At 40.2% G+C, this 17248-nt stretch carries 15 protein-coding genes and 1 pseudogene; 8 read left to right on the forward strand and 8 right to left on the reverse strand.

The features are described from left to right. A partial coding sequence (locus G7B20_RS18870) for a hypothetical protein (protein ID WP_164112979.1) occupies positions 1 to 234 on the forward strand: 234 nt, incomplete at its 5' end. A 30-nt stretch (positions 235 to 264) separates the two neighbouring features. Continuing rightward, positions 265 to 438, forward strand: a complete 174-nt coding sequence (locus G7B20_RS18875) for a hypothetical protein (RefSeq protein WP_164112980.1) — start codon at positions 265 to 267, stop codon at positions 436 to 438. Positions 439 to 1153: 715 nt separating this feature from the next. Here the strand turns inward: G7B20_RS18875 and G7B20_RS18880 are convergent. From G7B20_RS18880 to G7B20_RS18890, 3 genes are all read right to left on the reverse strand, one after another. Then, entirely contained in the window at positions 1154 to 1804 is a 651-nt protein-coding gene (locus G7B20_RS18880; protein ID WP_164112981.1) for a hypothetical protein, read from the reverse strand. 5 nt (positions 1805 to 1809) lie between these two features. After that, complete coding sequence (locus tag G7B20_RS18885) at positions 1810 to 2517, reverse strand: hypothetical protein (RefSeq protein WP_164112982.1); 708 nt, start codon at positions 2515 to 2517, stop codon at positions 1810 to 1812. Positions 2518 to 2630: 113 nt separating this feature from the next. Next, positions 2631 to 3473, reverse strand: a complete 843-nt coding sequence (locus G7B20_RS18890) for an AraC family transcriptional regulator (RefSeq protein WP_164112983.1) — start codon at positions 3471 to 3473, stop codon at positions 2631 to 2633. Between the two features lie 131 nt (positions 3474 to 3604). Here G7B20_RS18890 and map point away from each other — a divergent pair, with 131 nt between their 5' ends. Then, entirely contained in the window at positions 3605 to 4369 is a 765-nt protein-coding gene (gene map / locus G7B20_RS18895; RefSeq protein WP_164112984.1) for a type I methionyl aminopeptidase, read from the forward strand. 152 nt (positions 4370 to 4521) lie between these two features. On the opposite strand, the gene G7B20_RS18900 is transcribed toward map, so the two are convergent. Continuing rightward, complete coding sequence (locus G7B20_RS18900; RefSeq protein WP_164112985.1) at positions 4522 to 4947, reverse strand: nuclear transport factor 2 family protein; 426 nt, start codon at positions 4945 to 4947, stop codon at positions 4522 to 4524. A gap of 478 nt (positions 4948 to 5425) precedes the next feature. On the opposite strand from G7B20_RS18900, the gene G7B20_RS18905 reads away from it, so the two are divergent. Next, entirely contained in the window at positions 5426 to 5629 is a 204-nt protein-coding gene (locus tag G7B20_RS18905; protein WP_164112986.1) for a hypothetical protein, read from the forward strand. Between the two features lie 96 nt (positions 5630 to 5725). On the opposite strand, the gene G7B20_RS18910 is transcribed toward G7B20_RS18905, so the two are convergent. Together G7B20_RS18910 and G7B20_RS18915 are read right to left on the reverse strand one after the other, a co-directional pair. Beyond that, positions 5726 to 7303, reverse strand: coding sequence for a RagB/SusD family nutrient uptake outer membrane protein (locus tag G7B20_RS18910; RefSeq protein ID WP_164112987.1), 1578 nt, complete (start codon positions 7301 to 7303; stop codon positions 5726 to 5728). An 11-nt stretch (positions 7304 to 7314) separates the two neighbouring features. Further along, positions 7315 to 10443 (reverse strand): annotated as a pseudogene (locus G7B20_RS18915) (SusC/RagA family TonB-linked outer membrane protein). 428 nt (positions 10444 to 10871) lie between these two features. Here G7B20_RS18915 and G7B20_RS18920 point away from each other — a divergent pair. The 4 genes from G7B20_RS18920 (at position 10872) to punC (ending at position 15189) form a co-directional block, all read left to right on the forward strand. Beyond that, positions 10872 to 11912, forward strand: coding sequence for a linear amide C-N hydrolase (locus G7B20_RS18920; RefSeq protein ID WP_164112988.1), 1041 nt, complete (start codon positions 10872 to 10874; stop codon positions 11910 to 11912). 47 nt (positions 11913 to 11959) lie between these two features. Beyond that, positions 11960 to 13108 carry a PCMD domain-containing protein gene (locus tag G7B20_RS18925; protein WP_164112989.1) on the forward strand — a complete coding sequence of 383 codons (1149 nt, stop codon included), beginning with the start codon at positions 11960 to 11962 and terminating at the stop codon, positions 13106 to 13108. Further along, entirely contained in the window at positions 13105 to 13878 is a 774-nt protein-coding gene (locus tag G7B20_RS18930) for a porin family protein (protein WP_164112990.1), read from the forward strand. The genes G7B20_RS18925 and G7B20_RS18930 overlap by 4 nt, the downstream gene beginning before the upstream one ends. A 135-nt stretch (positions 13879 to 14013) precedes the next feature. Then, the gene (gene punC / locus G7B20_RS18935; protein ID WP_205600288.1) at positions 14014 to 15189 is read left to right on the forward strand and encodes a purine nucleoside transporter PunC; all 1176 of its coding nucleotides are present in this window, start codon (positions 14014 to 14016) and stop codon (positions 15187 to 15189) included. Positions 15190 to 15245: 56 nt separating this feature from the next. On the opposite strand, the gene G7B20_RS18940 is transcribed toward punC, so the two are convergent. Next, entirely contained in the window at positions 15246 to 16046 is an 801-nt protein-coding gene (locus G7B20_RS18940; RefSeq protein WP_164112991.1) for a class I SAM-dependent methyltransferase, read from the reverse strand. A 106-nt stretch (positions 16047 to 16152) separates the two neighbouring features. After that, a complete protein-coding gene (locus tag G7B20_RS18945) occupies positions 16153 to 17187 on the reverse strand; it encodes a cytochrome-c peroxidase (RefSeq protein ID WP_164112992.1) in 1035 nt (344 codons plus the stop codon). Positions 17188 to 17248 lie beyond the last annotated feature (61 nt).

The raw sequence follows: 17248 nt of genomic DNA on the forward strand, positions 1-17248 counted from the left end.
GAGGGTGCGCGAACGAAGGTTGAACGAGGGATGATACCAGAACGACCTGCTGGAAGAGAGATCGGTTGCTTCGTTGTCGTTCCTCCGACCCGCACGGACATCAACCCCGCAGATGACCTATATGTCGTTCGATTGATCTCAAGAGGTTTTCGGGCGCGCTGTAGAGCTTTCAGGAACAAAGTGGAGTCTATGGTCGTCGGTAGTAAAATAATGTGGGAGAGGAGCTTAAAATAGCTTAAACAAAGAGCGTATGGCAGAGGGTCTATGGCAAGCGGGGCGGTCGCTCAGACGCAGCCGGGGTCGGTACTCCAAGGTGAGGTACGCTCGGCTGCCGATGGGTCGATCATCGAAGGGGCATCCGTATCCAACGGGATCAAGCATACGCGTACAGATAAAAATGGCAGGTTTAGCATCGCTGTAGATAAAACATATGGATGATTATTAATCAAGTATATAGGCTATAAAGAGCAAAGTGTTGCCTATGAGAATACATCTACAATACTAAATATCGCCCTGCACGCTGGTGAAAAACAGATCGAAGAAGTCGAGGTGGTCTCGACAGGCTATCAGAAGATACCCGAAGAACGATTTGTAGGCACCGCCTCCCAATTGGACAGTACCGCCTTTCACAATCAGGTCGGAAAGGGAATCACTGAAAGGCTAAAAGTGAATGTAACCGGTCCGTAGAGATCTCGAGCGCTATGTCTACCGAAATGATACACAGCAGTAGCATTACTTGGGCTTGAATGGGGGATCGGCTAATGCCAATTATGCACTGTCTTTTGGTTACAATCACAAGAAATCAAATATACAACATGCGGAAGCTGGGACAAAGCTTCGTATAATCCGTTAGGCATTATTTAATGCAATTTTGATTCTTTATAAAATATTTTGGTTAAAAAACACATATCAACACAATAATATAGAATACGATACGTTAATAAACCAGAGAATAATATTAAAAAGTAACGTCCTGCAATAGGGGGTTATATTATAAAATAAACGCTTGATTACAATATCCGAAAAGAAAAGTCGGACGACTGATTCGAAAAAAGAAACATAGACACGGAAAAAAAGGAAATTGTTAAAAAAGTTAGAAGGGGTTCGGATTTTTCTGAACCCCTTTGCCTTTTATGTCATTGAAAGAAGTCTCCTAAAATTGATAGGATAGACCGATAGAGCAGTTTTGCCAGATGTTTTCAAACACCCGGAATTCGGAATCTTTAGTGTCATTACCTTTTACTTTGGCCTGCTGATATTGGATCAGCTTGTTGAGTCGGAACTCGGCACCTAAGCCTTTATAGAAAGTATAACGACCGCCTGCATGTAAGCCCGTGGAGAATTTCTCATATTTAATGTCTTCAGGAACAATAGCCCCATCTGGCGGTATCGATTTGGCCGTTGTTCTTCCTTTGACACCGTCTACCTCTAGAAAAGCTGCAAATTTACCATTATCATATAAATACGACTGAACAAATAATGCAAATTGATTAGTTGTACTGCGCTGCTCATGTCTGAGCATATAATAGTAATCTGGTATATCAACGGCAACTGTGGTATAACTTTTATTGAATCCGTAATGATAACCAGCACCTATGGCCCACACCTTGTTCAATCTGTAGGATAGGCTCGGAATCAAATTGAAATCTCGATAGTTATCATTCGAATTATAAAAGGGGCCTGAGCCATAAGCGGATCTGCTTAGATTGGTATGCGCAGACAGGGTTACCTTTTTGTATTGGGCATAGCCGCAGTTCAAAAATAGAAGGGTGATAAACAGGGCAAATAAACGGTATTTTGTCATGGGAGCTATATTTTTAAAAGAATAGAAAGATATGTATTTGATAAAGGTGATTTAAAAAACTCGTATGTTGTCTTCTTTTCCAGTTCCGAGTTCCAGGAATCTTTTAAGCTATGATTGATACTTCCAACGGAGTGAAGAGATAGTTGAATAAGAAAGTTTTGAGAAATGCGATAGGAGCCTCCTATTCGTAGATCGGTATCCCAAGCACTGACTTCTCGCTCACTTGAAAGATAATTTTCATAATCTATTTCATAATCCCGTAAAGATGTGACGTATGTTGATGATAAATAACTTCGATTTTGATATTGTAAACTGGTAGCCAATTCTGCAAAGCCGTTCCATCGACTCACATCTATGGGTAATAAGTAATGACGATAAAAAATACCATAAGAGCCGATTTTTACCTTCTCCTGTGAGTAGGAATGACTAAAATAATCACTATTAACGAAGAATTCCGTTGCCTGTAATATAGTTCCTTTGCTATGTTGATAGCTCAATCCTAAATAGGAGTTTGAAGTTACTTGATAACCCAGTTGGATATTAAAATGTGCGTACTTGGAGTCCGACAAAGAGCTTGTTTTATTGCGATCGACATACGGAGCCATCTTTCGTTTACTGAATGTACCTCCTAGCTCTAGGAGTAATTTGGTGTCCTGTGCATAAACACTACTATAGATTGTCGCTATAGCAAGGAAAGCAAATATTCTTTTCATAAATTAGATTAATATCGGGCGAATATACTTTTTTAAATTATTAATTTATAATAAAACCATCTTGAAAAAGAAAGTGTCTTTTCCTTATTGACTAACTTAGTAACTGTAATTTACTAAGTCCAAGAATAGCGAGTCGGTGCTATACCTATATATTGCTTGAAATCCTTAAGAAAATGATTGTAGTCGTAATATCCTGCTGATAGGGCTACATCGGATAAATCTTTTGATTTGCTGGATTTATAGGCTTGATAGGTAAAAATAAATCGCTGTAGAGAGATGTATTTTTTTGGTGCTATTCCCAGGTATTTGACAAAGTTTCGGTGTAACCACTTTGCGTTTACGCCTACACCTAAATGTTGGAGTACATCTACAACATTGGTGTTTCCTCGTTGAGCTTGGATATATTCGGTAGCAATGCTTAACATCGGAGAGAGGTTATCTTCTGTACCTGGTAAAGATAGCCTGTCACGCAAAAAAGAAATTTTATCGGACAGTGTTTTCTTTTCATACATCTGGTCAAACATATGAAGCCATTTGTCATGTAGGACGTCCTCCAAACGACGTATCGGATTTGCCAGAAAGACGGATGGTGATACATTGAAAAACGAGTAAAAATAAGCAGGGGCGAAACGCAATACCAGAATGTACTCGAGTGCTGAAGCGATCTCCCAGTAAGTGTTTTTTATGACTCCACAACATAACCAAGCTGTTCCAATGGATATTTTCTTTCCATGTACGTTTAGACGTGCAGTGTCCAATTTGTTTGGGAGGAGGATCAGGGATGGGGTGCCATCGTTAAAAAGCGGTTGTTGCGGGGGTAGATCTTTACAAGAGAAAACATATGCTTTTATTCGGTGATCTATCGCTATTTGTTTACAAAACGGGTTCTGTCCCTCGGTGGAGATAGTTTCTAAAAGAAACGATGACTTGATATTCTGTAAAAAATTTATTGGCATATCAAGGTGCAATAATACGGAATAATGTATTATAAATTTTCTAATGTCCGATTTTTACTTTTAGAAGCCTATACTAGCCCCTACCTTTGTAAAGTAGAGAAGGGATCTCTAGGACAAACGGATAGGATGCGATGTTAATAACGAAAGAAGAAGATTTAATCGGAATGCAACAAGTGAGTGATGCTGTGGCATATACCTTAAAGAAAATGAAGAGCTACGCCAAAGTGGGGATGACGACCAAAGAGCTGGACGATTTTGGCGCAAATATTCTTGCTGGGTTTAGTGCTCAATCAGCCCCACGATTGACCTATGATTTTCCGGGGTGGACTTGTATAAGTATAGATAAAGAGTTTTGTCATGGGGTACCATCAGACCGGCGAATATTACAGGAGGGGGATCTAATAAATATTGATGTTTCTGCAGAACTCCGTGGTTTCTGGGCAGATAATGGGGCTTCGTTTATTCTGGGGAATGATATACATAAACATCAGCAGTTGGTCAATGCCTCTGTCGAAGTATTGCGAAAAGCCATCGGTATGATCAGAGGGGGAGTGAAGATCGCAGAAGTAGGACAGCTCATGGAGGTAGAAGCCAAGAAAAGAGGTTTTAGAGTCATCAAAAATCTAGGGGGACATGGTGTCGGAAGGAGCCTTCACGAAGAACCGGATGAACTGCTCAATTATAAGAATCGATTTGACCAGAGACGATTTAAAAAGAATACGGTGGTCGCGATAGAGACTTTCATTTCTACAGATTCTTCGTATGCCGTAGTAGGCGACGATGGGTGGACAATGGTAGGTGATAAAGGCGGGTACATGGCACAGCATGAACACACCATTGTCGTTACGGATGATAAGCCTATTATCTTAACGCAAAAGAATGGTGTTTGGGACTAAAGGTTAGGGCTATATCTGTTCGGTGCAAAAAAAGACCCGCACTCCTGCGGGTCTATGTTGAAACAAAAACCTTCAGTTTATTGAAGGTTCCTGAATACCTATTAAAATAAACTCGTTATGAAGACTTCCTCAGTTTGAGGATTCCTAAATGCCTATGGGTATGTCGTTACCACTTTGCTGACTTTCCATCCATCTACGGTCTGTATCATGGTGATGTAGTCTACACGCGTGAATTTTTCAAACTTCATAATAGCCTTTGCTACGGAAGTTGTACCTGCTTGATCCAATATTTCGTATGTAGTCTTACAGTTGTATTTTAAACCTTTGTTAGCTTTTAAGAAAGCAAGATATTCTGACCTACTGGATACGAGTTCGTTCGCTGCGTTGCGGTATTCGAAATCGGAAGTGAACAGATGCTTATTGAATTCGGTATTGCCTAGTGTGATGGCCTCTACGTAGGTAAGGGCGATTTTCTTAGCGTTGACATCTTTTAATGGGTTGGCAGTTTCTGCAGCAGAAGCATTAAAACCGAATAGTAAGGTGAATAGGGTTGCGATGGTTGCGATAATCTTTTTCATCTGAGTAATTTGTTTTTTAGTTGAAGATGAGAGCTCGAATAAATGATGCTTCAAATGGTTTAGCATTATTTATGTCTCGGTTCATGTTGTTGAGGTGTTGATTTTTTAATTGTTGTTTCTTTTATCTTTTATTCATAAGACGCTAATTCTTTTCCCAAGGTTGCGTCTGCTGTTTGTTTTAATTGTTGATTCAAAAGTAGGCTAGAAAGTGGAGGTAGGAAATGGGTTTTCGACCAAATGTTTTTACTTTTCGGTGAAATCGCTGATTGTTTCGGTGAAAATTGTAGATGGGGCCGTGTCTAAAGCTTTTTAATTGCCATAAGAATTGGTCTTTGCGAGGAGGGACGATGGAGCAATCTGCCGTTTGTAGAGAATTAGACGTACACGACATAGTTCCTCAGGTTCGCAATGACGACAACTCCTTGCTTTTTAGATACCCTCTTCTTAATTCATGGAGTAATACCTCTTTTAACTTTTTATGCAGGGCTTAGGTGAATTTATGCGCGGAATCTTGAAGGGAGAGTCGATCTATGCTATTTACTACTACTACTACTACTACTACTACTACTACTACTACTACTACTACTACAATTATTGGCTATTTATAGGTTGGATTAGCTGTATGTCAATACGCCCCTCCGAAGGACATAAAATATCGATTTTTCGTTGGTATGAGCCTTAGCTTTTGTAGACGAAAGAGCCGTGTGCTGTAGAAGCCACGGCTCTTTACTGTTTAAGTAGGTTTAGCTATTGTCTTAATGTGTACATCGGCATACCGCTAATAATTAGGGTTTTGTTTCAAACTACCTTTGCCAGCATCGATAACACTTTGAGGAATAGGCCATAGCTCATTTTTATTCGCCGTAAAAGTTCTGTTTTCTACAAAAAACCTATCTGTGAGATTGCTAAATGTTACTTGCCCTGTTGCTAAATCCACCGAACCTTTAGACAAACAACCGTAAACTGGACCATTCATCACTTCTTTTGCAATACCCCAGCGTATAATATCAAATCTTCTTCTTCCTTCTCCTGCCAGTTCAACTCGAAATTCACGCCGCACAAGCTCTCTCAATTTTTCTTGCGAAGCAAATAGTGTTCGGTTTATTTTCGGTAAACCGGCCCTCTCCCTAACCAAATCAATAGATTCGTAGACAGCATCATTAATTTGATTCAATTCGATTGCAGCTTCGGCATTTAACAGGAGTATTTCTGCGTATCGTTGTACGATGATATTGACTCCTACGTTCCAAACATTGGCGTAGGAGGAAGGATTTTTTAGGTATTTTCTGTAATTATAACCCGAATTCGAAGCATTATCAGCACTATTAGGGTGATCAGTCGTATTGCCCAATGGATTAAAATATTTGCCGTTGTATAGCGCTCCAGGATATACTATTGTTGCAGCTAGTCTCGGATCTCTGTTTGCATAGGGTTTCGCTGGATTATAAGATGCTGATGTTGTTATTGTCTCTCCATCTTTGGTCTCATAAGAATCTACTAAACTTTGCAAAGGGACAATTGAACTCCATCCTCCAATGGAATTCGGCAACATGATTCCTAGACTGGTATAACCAAACGTATTTTCAATATATTGAATGTCTGTAATGACTTCCGAATTACCTTCGTTTGCTATTTCGAATAAATCTTCATAATTATCAAATAGTTTGTAAGTTTTTAAATCGATAATCTCTTGGGTCGTTTTTAGTACTTCTGCGTGTTTCTTTTGAAATGCGTAAGCCCTAGCTAAAAGTCCTAAAGCAGAACCTTTGGTCATCCGTCCTTGGCCATTTTGTACTGCAGGTAGGTCTCTCGATGCACTTATTAACTCCTCTTCTATGAACTTAAAAACATCTGCCCGATCGTTAGCTGGAACAGCAGACTCTTCTATTGAGAGGGTTGTTGTAATTAATGGAACATTGCCGAATAAAATGGCCATATCAAGGTATCTGTAGGCTCTGATGGTTTTAACTTCGGCTTTTAATCTGTTCTTTAATTGTTCACCGATAGGTGCTTTGTCTATATTTTCTAGGATCCAGTTTGCTCTTCTAATGTGTGTATAGCTAAAACGTGATAGTGCATTTCCTGAATTGGTAGGGTTAAAGGTGCCATTTCCAATCTGTTGAAACCCTTCATGAGAAAAATCATTATTGGAATTGTCCGAAGCACAGTCCATGTAGAAAATCTGGCTTCCCGATTCCCAACCATTGTATAACCCTGTGACTGCAAAAAGTGTTTCTTTTTCTGTTGTCCAAAAATTAGCTTCTCCCAATCTATCCAAAGGATTTTGATCCAAAGATTCACAGGATGAAAAACCTAAGACACAAGCTAAGAGTATATATTTATATTTATGTAACATTGTCTTCTATTTTAAAAATTAATATTTAAACCAAAAATATTGGTCTTTACTTGCGGATAAAAATTACCTCTGGAATCTGCTGGTGTTTCGGGGTCAAAACCTTTAGCAAAGCCAGTAAATGTCAGCAAATTCTGTCCGCTATAGTATATTTTAGCTCCTTTTATTCCTATCCTGTTTGTGATCGCTTGGGGTATATTGTATCCAAGTGTTATATTTTTTAGTCTTACGTAACTAGCATTTTGAATCCAGAAGTCTGAAGGATTACTTTCCGCTTTATTCTGTGTCCAAGATGTCAATGCGCGAGGCATGGAGCCGTTGGGATTATTTGTGATGTGAAATCTATCTGAAAATATTTCAGTTGGTTTGTCCGCTCCTGAAATGTTTCCTAGAGCTTCTCCCCATAAATAACCCTGTACATCCGCAGCTCCCTGCCAAAACATATTCAGATCAAAATTTTTGTAAGAAAGGTTTGTTGTTAACCCAAAAATGTATTTTGGATCAGGTGAACCTAGATAGACTCGATCTTGACCGTCAATCTTACCATCTCCGTTTTGATCTTTGTAAATTAGATCACCAGCGCCGACAGTATTATTAACACCTTTTACATTCGAATTTTTATATTCTTCATCCGAGCGATAAATACCCATGTTCTCATATCCATAGAACGAACGAAGAGGTAGTCCTGCGTCACGTACGTAGAATGTGCTATGTGGCTCTGCTGCGTTTGACTTCCATTGTAGGATTTGATTGTCGATATAGGAGGCATTGGCGCTGAGGTCGAATTTAAGTTCGCCGATATTATTTGAATAGTTGACTTGGACTTCTACGCCTCTATTTCTTATTATTCCTGCGTTTTGAGTTGGAGCTGGAAGACCGAATTGGATAGGCACTACCAAAGCCGTATAAAGTTGTTCGGTACTTCTGTTAAAATAATCAACGACGAAGCTCCAATTGTTTTTTAAGTTCAGATCTAGACCAATATTTGAACTGATTGATCTTTCCCAAAGCAGAGCTGGGTTTGGAGCGACAGAAACAGTACCTCCGGAAGAAAGTTCATTGCCGAAGGGATAGTTAAATCCAGAGTTTATGGTGTATATGCCCGGATACCAGTCATCATTTGTTGGATACGCGTTTTCTCCGACTCCAGCAGTTGTCTGATTACCCAATACACCCCAACCTCCCCTTAGCTTCAATTCGGAGAAGATGTTTGCTAAGCTAGAGTTTTGAAAGAAGCTCTCTTGAGCAATTCTCCAACCTGCTGAAAAGGAAGGAAAAGTATTCCACTTGTTTTTGCCAACAAAGCGGGATGTACCATCTCGTCTTACATTTGCTTCAAACAGGTATTTGTTAGCAAATGCGTAATTGAATCTTCCAAACCAAGATCGAAGAATCAGTTTTTTTGCTCCACCTGTAGCGACTTGACCTGAAGCATCTCCTAATACCAACTCTTCATATTCCGTGCCTAAGAAATTTTGCCGATATGCACTGGTAAAATCTGCCCGCCTAGTCTCATCCATGAACCCGCCCAAAATATTAAAGTCGTGATCACCTATAGACTTGTCATAAGTAAGCAAAGATTGTAGCGTCAGTAATTCCTCCTGATTATTGTAAACGGTAAGATTATTTATTCCTTGCTTTTGACTAGGTAAACCCGTATTGTTGTCGTAGTATTGGATTTCTTTTACAAATTTTGAAGACATATTATCTCGGGGTTGGAAGCTGACCACTTATTTGAATTTTAGTCCGTCCATGATCTGGTACTCTCCAGACAAATTAATATTCGTATGCTTATAGATCATTCTGTCTGTAGATCCCATGTCGACCCAAGCAATCGGATTACCGTCACCATAGTATCCATAACGACCACTGGTATATTTATAGGGTATAAATGAGGGGATACGATTGACCTGTCTAAAAATCTGAGCCATGTCACCGGTATAGGGGTTGATCGGTTCGTTTATTCGTTGGTAATTATATGCTAACCCTAGATTGAGCGAGAGTTTTGAACTGACTTTAGTGCCTAGGTTTGTCCTAAAATTATATCGATCAGATTTTGCTATATCGATTACACCTTTTTGGCCCATAAATCCTAATGAAGCCATGTAGTTAATTCGATCGGTAGCGCCAGAAACTTGTAAGTTATGCGATTGTTGTAGCCCACTACCTGTATATAATAGCCCTAACCAGTCCGTGTCTGGATATTTATCTGGGTTTGTTTGGTTTTTAAAACCTTCTAAATCCGAGTCTGTAAAACGTAATGATAAGCCCTGATTTGCTAATGCTTCGTTCAGGATTACGGCATGGTCGTAAGACCGCATGTATTCAGGGAGACGGGTTGGATCTTGCCAACCTGCATAGCCAGAGTAGTTCAGCTGAGGCGCGCCAATTTTACCCTTTTTAGTTGTGATGAGAATAACACCATTGGCAGCTTTAGACCCATAGATAGCTGCGCTGGGGCCGTCCTTTAGTACAGAAATGTTTTCAATATCATTAGGGTTGATATTGTTCATGGAACTTTCTACACCATCGACCAATACTAATGGGTTTGCATTATTTGTCGTGCCCAATCCCCTGATGCGGATAGATCCACTATCTTTGCCCGGCTGGCCTGAGTTTTGTATAATGGTGACCCCAGCGAATTTACCCTGTAAAGCTGTAGATACATTCGTTACCGGCCTATCCTCTAGGTCTTTACTCCCTATGGCCTGTACAGCACCGGTAAGGTTTACCTTCTTTTGAGTGCCAAATCCGACAACGACAACTTCTTCTAGTGCTTCATTTAACGCAATCAATTGAACATTAATGACGTTTGAATCGACGACTTTCTCTAGAGGTTGGTATCCAATCAGTGAGAATATTAAGGTTTCTCCCTTAGTGGCCTTAATCGTGAACTCTCCGTTTGGACCGCTGGATGTCGCAATTTTTGGGTTTTCTTTTACAGTAACGGTAACCCCAATAAGTGGAGTTGAATTCGACTGAATCGTACCAGTGACAGCGTTCTGATTTTGAATTTCTGTTAAGCTATCGAATCGATCTATCTTATCTGCTAAGACATGACTTGGCAGAGCAAGAGCTAGCATGAGAGCAGAGCTGATTGGATAAAAGTTCGTAGCGAAAAAGGGTTTAGTTTTTTCTTTCATAGATTTAAAAAAAGTGTTTACTAGGTTTAGATCTTATTCCAATGGAATAATGCTCCCAAAGTAGGGTTATTTTAGTCTATTTAGAAGTTTGTTGGCAACGAAATCGATTGCGTGAAATAGTAACGTACGCTATTTGTTGAAAAAATGGTTATAGTATCGTTTTTTATGATGTAATTAATAGTGAAATACATTCATAAAAATATAATATAATGCGTTTGCTCTGTGGAATTAAAATGTTTATTTTAGCCGTTTGTTTAATATAAATACCCTAGTGTGCTGGTTGAGTTTGTGTTTAACTTATATGAAATATCTAGGGAACACAATATAGATTTCAATAATTGAAGCACATCTGTGATTGCTAATGTTGGAGTTAACCATTGAAAAGCAAACCAATCCGCCAGCTGGCGGATCATGAAATAATTATTTATATGAAAAAAGTATTTTCCTTATTATTAGCCGGTATCACTTTGTTGACGGCACCTGCATTGGCATGTACACGTGTTGTCTACAAAGGTCCTAATGGAAATATCATTACCGCACGTAGCATGGATTGGAAAGATGATATCGCGGCCAATTTATGGGTATTCCCACGTGGCATAGCGCGTAATGGCGAAGTGGGTACACAATCTATCAAATGGAAATCCAAATATGGATCTGTTATCGCTTCTGCTTGGGATATCGCAACGACAGATGGTTTGAATGAAAAAGGACTTGTAGCAAACGTGCTTTGGTTGGTCGAATCTAACTATCCGAAATTTGATCCGGTAGGTTCGAAGCAAGGGTTGACCATATCGGCTTGGGCACAGTACGCTTTGGATAATTATGCTACAGTACAGGAAGCTGTGATAGACCTAAGTAAGGAATCTTTTGTGGTCGTCAGTGATTATATTCCAGGTACACAAAAGTTTACTACACTGCATTTATCTCTTTCGGATGCAACGGGTGATAATGCGATCTTGGAATATATCAATGGTAAATTGATCATTCACCACAGCCCTAAATATACGGTAATGACGAATTCTCCTGTGTTCGAAGAACAGTTAGCACTGAATAAGTATTGGCAAGGTATACCGGGTACTGTAATGTTGCCAGGTACTAATCGGGCAGCAGACCGTTTTGTACGTGCATCTTACTACATCAATGCAATACCACAGACTGAAGATACGCGTATATCTGTAGCAAGTGTGTTCTCTGTAATACGTAATTGTTCAGTTCCATTTGGTATAAGTTCTGAAACAGAACCTAATATATCATCTACCCGTTGGAGATCCGTAGCTGATCAAAAGAATAAAGTATACTACTTCGAAACAGTACTTACTCCAAATACTTTTTGGGTCGATTTAAATAAGTTTAATCTGGCCGAGGGTGCTAAGACAATGATGCTTGATCTAAAGGCATTTTCGACATTTAATGGTTTATCAAATGCTAACTTTAAGGAAGCTAAACCATTTAAGTTTATGGGCATTTAACAGTTAACATTTCATTTATAAAATTTTAAAATTAGTAGATTCAAACGATGGGAAGTCGACGTTTACGTTCGGTTAGCTCCTTATTTTGCTTGTTTTTATGGGGTACAGTATTGATGTTCTCAAGCTGTATCAAGAAAGCTTTGCCAAATATTGAAGCCGATATATTATCTATAGTGCATAAAGAGGATGATTTTTTTGCGGATCCGGTTGTTACAAATGATGAGGTGAAGCTCTTTGTAGACGATCAAAAGATTAACGTAAAAGCCTATGCGTTCGCGTTTAAGCTGAGTCGGGGAGCCAGCAGTGTACCGGTTAGTGGTTCTATTCAGGACTTTACAGATCCCGTCATCTATACGGTGACTTCCGAAAATGGGGAGTTTAGTAAAAAGTATACGGTGACACTGACTAACGAGCGAGTGACTTTCATGCCGTTGGAATATGACTTTGAGGACTATAGTATTCACGATAGAAACAAGTATACTGAATTCTTTAGCTTACGCGATGAGCGTAAACTGGATACCTGGGATTCAGGTAATGCAGGATTTGTTTTCAGTATCTCACCGATCGTGAAGAAGCAAGCCGAACTGTATCCTATGCAATATAGCACAGTAGCACATGGTGGAAAGGTCGCTGTAAAATTGGAAACTAAATCTACCGGGAGCTTTGGTGCTGGGGCGAAAAAGCCAATTGCTGCAGGAAATATATTCATGGGGGAATTTGATTCAGGTAATGTGATGGGAGATCCGTTGCAATCTACGCATTTTGGACGTCCTATCGAAGCAGCTCCTGTTTCGTTCGCTGGTTTTTACCACTATACGCCGGGCAAGCAGGTGATCGATCATAATAGCAAGCCTATGCCTAATGTTAAGGATACCTGCTCTATAGTCGCGGTACTTTTTGATGCCGATGAACTAAAGGCCCGTACGAAGGTCGATTATCTGGATGGCACAAACTTATTGACAGATAAAAGTATCGTTGCGACAGCGTTGCTGTATGATGAGCTGGCTACAGTGTCTAAAGACTTTAAGTCTTTTAAAGTTGATTTTGACTATCGCAAAGTTCCCCAGTTGGATGGATTTGCAGGTGGTAAGTACCGTTTAGCAATTGTAATGAGCGCCAGTAAGAATGGTGATATATTTCAAGGTGCTATAGGTAGTGTATTATTAGTGGATGATATTAAGATTACGGTCAAATGATAAGATGTATTTTTTTGCTGTTAGTTACCGGTGTGACTAGTTTAGGGGCGTCTGCACAGGTAGCGATTGATCGGGTAATTATCCATTCAGGTGTACATATCGGTGGTGTGACGCCGGCATCCATTCCTCAAGAGATTCGTGAAGTAGAAAGTTATCATCCGGTGAATCCGATTTCGGTTGGTGTAGAGGTGCCTTTTTACAAGATAAATAATAAATTGACTATTTCTTCGGGATTGAATCTAGTAAATAAAGGGATGAAAACAAGGGCTTTCGCTGAAAATTTTAAAGCGATGATTGAGTTTGAGGATCAACCTATACCTAGCTTTATAGGTTATTTTACAGGATCTGTAGGTTCTTCCTTTAATAACTTATACCTGGAACTCCCAGTGTCTGCTCATTATGAGTTGAGTCCCAAATGGTCGCTGCTCGGTGGTTTTTCGGTCGCTCGTGCAGTATATCGTTCGTTTGAAGGTAGTGTACATAATGCTTACGTACGATTAGGAGATCCTACAACACCGAAGATAGAGATTTCGAGTGCTACATTTGATGTTTCTAAACTTGTGAATAAGACCGATATAGGTTTGCACGTGGGGGGAGTCTATGCGTTGAGTCCGGTATGGCAGATAAGGGCTGTGTTTAATTATGGTGTAAACAATGTTATCGATGCTCCTACGGATCATCTTCCGATCAAGCTACATAATACTTTTTTTACTATCGCGGCGGGGTATGTTCTACCATTTAAAAAAACTATAATGAGGACGGCAAAATAGAAAATCGCCATCTTGTTTTCAGGATGGCGATTTTTTTAGGATCAGCGGGACTCTATTTGGTAGTTTCTAAGTCAAGATCATCGAAAATGGATGTATGGGAGTCTGTATTATATTAACTTTGCGACTTGATCAAAAATGAAAGTATATATGGGGAATAAAAAGAGAAGTAATTTCTTTTTTCTGGTCTATCTGGCAGGATTGAGTGTCATTGGTTTTTTGGCGACAGATATGTACTTGCCAGCATTTGATAAAATGCGTATAGATCTTGACACGAGTAAAAATAATATAAGTGCGAGTCTTACGTTATTTCTTGCAGGATATGCGATAGCACAATTGCTGTGGGGACCCTTCGCTGATAAGATCGGTAAGCCGCGTTCTATTTTGGTGGGACTGGGGATATTTACAGTGGCTTCGCTTTCGATTTTCTTTACTTATGATGTCACGGTATTGCTGGTGTTGCGTTTGTTACAGGCGATAGGTGTCTGTGCGGCGGCAGTAAGTTGGCAGGCACTGGTGATCGAGCGTTATCCGGCGGATAAGACGAATAAGGTGTTTGCTACTATTATGCCACTTGTGGCTTTGTCTCCAGCATTGGCTCCACTGCTTGGCGTATTTCTATTGGACTATTTTGGCTGGAGATCTATATTTATCGTTTTGGCTATTATTGCTCTATTAATGATGTTCTATACACTTACTTTAAGGGAGGAAGCAGCAAGAGGTAACCAGGCTATACCGAAAAAAGGAGCGTCGTATATACAGTTGCTGCAATCTAAAACATATGTTGGTAATGTGATGATCTATGCAGTTTGTTCGGGAGCATTCTTTGCTTGGTTGACCGGTTCGCCATTTTTTTTAAAAGAACTAGGATATGATGAGGCGCAAATAGGTTTCAGCTTTGTGCCGCAGACGGTAGCGTTCATGCTGGGCGGATATGGTTACAGGGCGCTTTCGGATCGGATGCAAGGAAGACGTATTCTGCCTTTTTTGCTGGTTCTTTATTCGGTGGCGGTAATAGGTGTGTTGGCTATTACACTGATTACACCCCCCACATTGGTTATGCTCTTGATTCCGTTTTGCTTGATGGCCCTTGCAAATGGTGCTTGTTACCCAATTGTTGTGGCTCAGGCCATGAAGCTATTTCCGGGTAGTCTTGGTAAAGCTTCTGCATTGCAGAATGCGCTACAGTTAGGGACTTGTTTTTTAGCCAGTGGTATCGTGTCGTTGTTTTCAAATACTGCATTATTGACTACAGCATTGGTTATGGTAGGCACGATTCCTTTTGTAATCATTGGGTTTAGAATGTCAAAATAGCTGTATATTGCATACAGAACCCGAGATATTCCTCGGATCCTGTATGCTTCTCGGTGTTATATTTTCTCCGCAACCAGCGCATACACCATAGGTATTCTGTCTGCTAGATGCGCTATTCTATATTTCTTAGGTTCGAATTCAATAGTTTTATTGAAACAGTTGTAAGGAGAGTAATCAAACTCGTCAAAGGATTTGAGCTGGAGTCCGTTTTCCAATAAACTATTTAGAACTTCTCCAAGTCCATGGTTCCAACAGATGTAGTCTTGGCTGATAGGTGCTTCCTTATCGGCATATGTACCGGTTTCGGATTCGATAATAGCCCCTGAGTTGAAGTAGCTGTAGCCTATTCCTTCAAAATTATCATCAAACATCCATACTACGGGATGAAACTCTACAAAGACGAGTTTCCCTCCTGGTTTTAAGAATGTGGAAATCACCTGAGCCCATTTGTCCAGATCAGGAAGCCAGCCTATAACACCATAGCTGGTGTATACGATGTCGAATGTCTCGTGGAGATGGTTTGGGAGATCGTAGATATCACAACAGATAAATTGGGTGTCAGTGTGAAGTTTTTGTGCAATCTGACGGGCACTATCTATGGCCTTGTCGGAAAGATCGGCGCCGGTAACGGTGGCGCCCAATCGGCTCAGCGAGATACTGTCCTGACCGAAATGACATTGTAGATGGAGTATGGATTTGCCCCGTATGTCGCCAAGTAGCTTTAACTCGATGTCGTTGAGAGAGGTGTTTCCATTAAGGAAACCTTCCATGTTGTAAAAATCGGAATTTAAGTGTGTTTCTGTTCTGTTGTTCCAAGACTCGCGGTTTACCGCTAAATAGTTGTGTTCCGTGCTCATTTTACCCTTTTTTATGTTTCTAATTGTCGCCCAATGCGACAACAGCTGTACAATTTACACTTTATCGGGAAATAATATGTAACCAGAAGGAGAAAAAGAATATAGGCTATTGTTGATTATCAATAAATTGTTCGTCACTGAGGGTATGCAGAAAGGAGATAATAGCCGACTTTTCCTGGGAAGTCATTGGGATTCTGTTTTTGTTTTTCTTTAAAATAGGGTCGAGATTGTCACTGTCGAGTACGCCCTTGTCAAAATAGTCTAATACCGCTCGAAGGGTTTTAAATTGACCAAAACTGCCGTAAGGAGCTGTGTAGGCGATGTTACGTAGACTGGGGACACGAAAACTCATATAGTCGGCAGGTATGCCTGTTACCCGAGCGCGGCCCGCTTCATCGGTGTTGGGATTTAAGGGAAAACCTACATTTCGAAAGCTCTCATCTGTGAATAACTCTCCTTGGTGACAACTGGCACATTTGGTGTTAAACAATCGGTAACCCCAAGCTTCGCTTTCGCTAAACTGTTCGCCCAGGTTTTGTCGTATCCTGTCATACTTGCTATTGGCTGATATGAGCGAGTATTCGTATTGGGCGATACTTTTATAGATTCTTTCGGGGCTAATCTCTTGATCTCCAAATGTTTTATGGAATAGTATGGGGTAATCTTTGTCAGCCTGAAGCTTGCTCATTACCTCCATGATGGAGGAGTTCATCTCTTCATGGGTGATAATGGGTACTAAGGACTGTTTTTCCAGTTCGCGCTTGCTGCCATCCCAATTGTAGTGCTTGATAAAAGCTAGATTCTGTATAGCAGGGGTGTTACGCAGGCCTATTCGGTCATAAATCCCTATAGCCTGTGCATGATTGTCTGCAAAAGCTTTTGCCTGTTGGTGACAACTGCCACAGGATATGGTATTGTTGCTGCTTAGCTTTTTTTCATGAAAGAGCTTTTTGCCCAATTCTACACCGTATTTGGTAGGAGGATTTCGGTATACAGCCTCATTTAAAGCAGGAAAACCTTTAGGGGTAGCGAGCTGTATCTTTGGGTTGTCGATAATTGCTTTTTTATCTGAGTTTTCGCGACTACAGGCTACAGTTAGTACTAGTAGTGACGAAATGAGAATGCCAATTAACTTTTTCATGATTTGTAAAGTAAAAGGGGAGTGCACTATAGACGATAGGACGCTCCCGCTTGTAGGTGTG

This window comes from Sphingobacterium sp. xlx-96 (assembly GCF_011007365.1).
GTDB classification, from domain to species: Bacteria; Bacteroidota; Bacteroidia; order Sphingobacteriales; family Sphingobacteriaceae; genus Sphingobacterium; species Sphingobacterium luzhongxinii.